The 3,824-nt window shown below is 65.5% G+C and carries 6 protein-coding genes; all 6 read right to left on the bottom strand.

All coding sequences use genetic code 11. From position 1 onward, the window contains the following. Positions 1 to 116: 116 nt before the first annotated feature. The gene (locus P1U55_RS15810; RefSeq protein WP_301048602.1) at positions 117 to 932 is read right to left on the bottom strand and encodes a hypothetical protein; all 816 of its coding nucleotides are present in this window, start codon (positions 930 to 932) and stop codon (positions 117 to 119) included. Between the two features lie 539 nt (positions 933 to 1,471). Then, entirely contained in the window at positions 1,472 to 1,726 is a 255-nt protein-coding gene (locus tag P1U55_RS15805) for a DUF2484 family protein (protein WP_301048601.1), read from the bottom strand. Then, the gene (locus P1U55_RS15800; protein WP_301048600.1) at positions 1,723 to 1,983 is read right to left on the bottom strand and encodes a DUF2484 family protein; all 261 of its coding nucleotides are present in this window, start codon (positions 1,981 to 1,983) and stop codon (positions 1,723 to 1,725) included. Before P1U55_RS15800 ends, P1U55_RS15805 begins: the two co-directional genes overlap by 4 nt. 3 nt (positions 1,984 to 1,986) lie before the next feature. Then, positions 1,987 to 3,207 carry an amino acid permease gene (locus tag P1U55_RS15795; protein WP_301048599.1) on the bottom strand — a complete coding sequence of 407 codons (1,221 nt, stop codon included), beginning with the start codon at positions 3,205 to 3,207 and terminating at the stop codon, positions 1,987 to 1,989. Between the two features lie 105 nt (positions 3,208 to 3,312). After that, on the bottom strand, positions 3,313 to 3,576 hold the full coding sequence (locus P1U55_RS15790) for a hypothetical protein (protein WP_301048598.1): 264 nt from the start codon (positions 3,574 to 3,576) through the stop codon (positions 3,313 to 3,315). A gap of 58 nt (positions 3,577 to 3,634) precedes the next feature. After that, positions 3,635 to 3,824: hypothetical protein (locus tag P1U55_RS15785; RefSeq protein ID WP_301048597.1), on the bottom strand; the 190-nt coding region annotated here is incomplete at its 5' end.

Here is a 3,824-nt window from a genome sequence, read left to right as displayed (position 1 = left end):
CCGCCCCCTCCACGCGCCGCTCCGTCCGGGCGGGTCGGCGCTGCACGGCGGCTGCGCCTTGATTCCGTGCCGGGGGGAGTAGTGGGGCCGTTGAACCTAGTCCGAAGCAACCGGGATTAGGGCGAGGGCTTTGGAAGATGTTCCTTGGCGGCAGAAATGATCTGCCCCGCTTTTTTGGGCGCAAAGCACAAGGCCGCGACCGATACGCCAGCTGCAATTGGCACGCCGTAGAGAGCCGCAAGATAGGCGGACCCGCCGATCAGGCCAAATTGCACGGCGCCTTTCCCCGTTTCCCAAACGCCCTCAACCACCTCGCCGATTTTCTCACGCGGCAATTGGGCGAATTTCTTGCCATACAGGCGCAGCAATTTCTCGGAGGTCTCGGCATCTTCGTCAGAAACCGGGCCGTCTTCGGGCAGTTTGGAACGCAGCGCCTGCACGGTATCATACAGCGTAACCAGCACACCGATCTGGCGCTTGGCCTCCTCCATCACCGCATCATTCTCGTAGTTCATCTTTTGAAGGCGCTCGATCTCCAACAAAATGAGGGACTCGAGCGCATCGAAGGTTGCCGGAAGCTCCTTTGCATTACGCTCCATCCCTGCTTTGACCTGTTCGACGGTCCTTCGCTGTGCGGCTTCCATCCCCGCCAGTTGCCGAGAAAGATCATCTGGCGTTTCGTCGTCATACTTCTCGACGATAACTGCAATCAGCGGATTCACCACCGCCGGGCCTTTCTCCCATGCCTCGCTGGGGATCAGGGCGATCTCTTCCAGCATGTCGGGGTTCAGCGCCTTACCCTCCAGCGCGGCGTCATACCATTTGACCCAGAAGGACCAACCCTCGTCCACGGGGGCGCGGACGGTTTCCTCGCGGGCCCCGGCTGGGGTTTGGGGGAGGCTGCGCTTGAGGATGTCCCATTCAAATTGCAAGGGAATTGGACTCGTATCCCATAGGCAAGCTCTAATAGAGGGGCCAGAGTCAACCAACGTTGCGCAATCTCTTCGGATGGCAGACCAAGTGCCTGGGACAACGCCGAAAGCGACGGCGGCAGCACCGACTGCTGCAACGTTGGCGGAAGCGGTGGCAGTATGGGCAGTCGCTGGGACGCAGGCGAGAGCGGCACGGGAGGCGGCGTGAGCGGTGGCTGAAACAGCGTCGGTGGTGCGCTCCGCGACCGTTAAGGCGGCTTTTGCGGCACCGTAGGCGTTGGCGGACGCGTGGACGGAAACCCCTGATATTAAACAGGCCCACAAAAGTGGTAGCTCTGTCAAATCATGGTTGCGTGCTCTGTCATTCCGAAACCAAACCCACCCCACCGGCAGAACCCGCATCGCCGCGCGGTGGGCAATCCACACGGCCCACTCCTTCGGCTTGTCCTCCAGCCATTCCCCGAGCTTCTCCGGCCCGTCGATCTCACTCACATCTACCATCGCGCCACTTTCCCCGGCAGGGCCCTCAGTCGCAAGGGTTATTCCGCCTTGCTGCCGCGCCGTTTTACCCACCGCCAAGCGTAGATCATCGGCCAGCGCAGGACCGAGGCGGCGGCGGCGAGGCAGATGAGGGTGGTGATCCAGTGGTTCTCCCACGCGACCCAGATTAGCAGCGGCACGCCGAGCGCCATCAGGATGTAGGCGCGGGTCCAGAGGTTGTCTTTCGAAGGGATCATCGCCAACAGGTTGGCAATGGCCGCCCAGGCGAGGAAGAAGATCAGCGAGGCGGTCATCGCCCACGCCCCATCACATAGCGGGCAAGGGCCATGAGCGGGCGGCGGAACATCGAAAGGACCGCCGCCAGCGCCACGCCCCCGGCCAATGGCCCGAAATCGCGCCACAAGAGCCAGATCACCGCAATCGCCCCGGCGATCAGCGGCAGGCCAACGATGCGTTGCAGCCGCATCGGCAGCATCGCGGTGACGGTCGCGGCCAGCACCCAGAGGCAGGCGGCAATGGCAACGGGGGAAACGGGGGGCAGGTCTGGCACGGGTCAGGCGATCCTTTGAGCGAGCGACAGGGCGAAAGCCCCGGCCGAGGCGATGAGGCCCAGCACCGGCACCAACATCGGCACCCGGAAGGGCGCGGCGGGGGACTGTAGCTTGAGCGAAATGAGCGCCGCGTTAATCACGGCAAAAACCGCGAGCAGCACCAGTGAGGCGATCTCGGCCAGCGCCCCCACCGGCAGTGCCAGCGACGCCGCCACCAGTGCCGCGCCACAGGTGAGCGTGGCCAGAACCGGCGTGCCAAAACGCGGGTGCGCATGGGTAAAAACGGCGAAGGGGCGCGCGCGGCGGCCAAGGCCAAACAGCACCCGCGCCGCCATGACCAACTGCGCCAACACCCCGTTGAGCGCCGCCAAAACCGCGATGGCCGACAGGAACCCGGCCCCGCCCCACCCCTCGCCCGTCTGCCCGGTCGCGCGCTCCCACACCAGCGCCAGCGGGCGCTGCGATGCGGCCAGATCGGCAGGCGGCACTGCGCGCAGGGCGGCAAAGCTCACCAGCGCGTAAAGCACGGTGGTGATCAACAGCGAGGCGATGATGGCGCGGGGCATGGTGCGCGAGGGCTTGCGCGCTTCCTCGGCCATGTTCACCAGGTCTTCAAAGCCGATGAAGGCAAAAAAGGCGAGCGCCGTGGCCGCCAGCACCGCAAACACCTCGGGCGGGGCGGCGGGCAGCGCAGGCCCCACCGGCTCGGCCAGAAAGCCCGCGCCGGAAACAAGGATCAACCCGATCACCTCGATCACCGTGAACAGCGCCGCCACGGCGAGGCTTTCAAACACCCCGATCAGCGCCACCACCGTGAGCGCGCCGCCAAGAGCGATGATCGCATAGGCTGGCTCCACGCTCACCAACGCCGTCAAATACCCCACCCCGCCGCGCAACACCGCCGCCCCCGAGATGGTGCCCGCCAACACAATCGCAAGCCCCACCAACACCGGCAAGAACGTGGTGCCAAAGGCGCGCGCCACATAGGCCGCCTCGCCCGCCGCTTCGGGGATGCGGGTGGAAAGCTCGGCGTAGCTGAACGCCGAAGGCGCGGCGACCAGCCCGGCCAGCACAAAGGCCAGCGGCGCCCACACCCCGGCCAGCCCCGCGACCGCGCCGATCAGCACATATATCCCCGCCCCCACCATCACGCCAACGCCATAGGCCGTCATCAGGCCGGGGCCGATGCGGCGCTTCAAGTGAGGGGCGGATCTTTCGGTCATCTGTGTGGGCTTTCGGCGGCGCTCAGGCCCGCGCCCGGCTCACCCTCGCCCAGAACGCTAGCCCCTATGCGCCAAGGCACGGGCAGGCGCGAAATCCGGGCCAGATCAGGCATCGCTCCGCCGGGTGCCGCTTCGACGCAGCACAACGCCAAGCCCCGTGCCCAGACCCACCGCAAGCAGCACCACCGGCCAGCCGACAACCCCATAGGCGATCAGATCAACCGGCGACGGCAGCGTGATGAAAAAGGTCGCAGAGGCCGCAAGGAAGGCCCCGGCATAAACCGCGATCACCAGCAGCGTCATCAGCGGGCGGGCGGTGAGGCCAAATGCAATGAGGAAACAGGTGGCAAAGAGGTATACGAACTGCATTACACCGGCTCCTTTCCGTTTAAAATTTCAGGCCGTCTGGCCGTTTTTCCGGGTGATGTCACCACTCCACCTCGTTCCAGCGTTTTGAGGCCGGGCGGCGGGCCAGCCAGCCCGCACCGGCGCCTGAGGCCATGCCGATGAGAGCGGGCAGGAACAGCAAGATCCATGCCACATTGCGATCCGGCGAGGGCATGGGCGCATCCGCCCCGCCCTTGGCCCAGCCGGGATAAAGCGCCAGCAGCCCAGCC

The sequence above is a fragment of the Vannielia sp. genome, assembly GCF_029212645.1.
Lineage (GTDB): Bacteria > Pseudomonadota > Alphaproteobacteria > Rhodobacterales > Rhodobacteraceae > Vannielia.
This window is presented reverse-complemented; position numbering and strand designations above follow the sequence as displayed.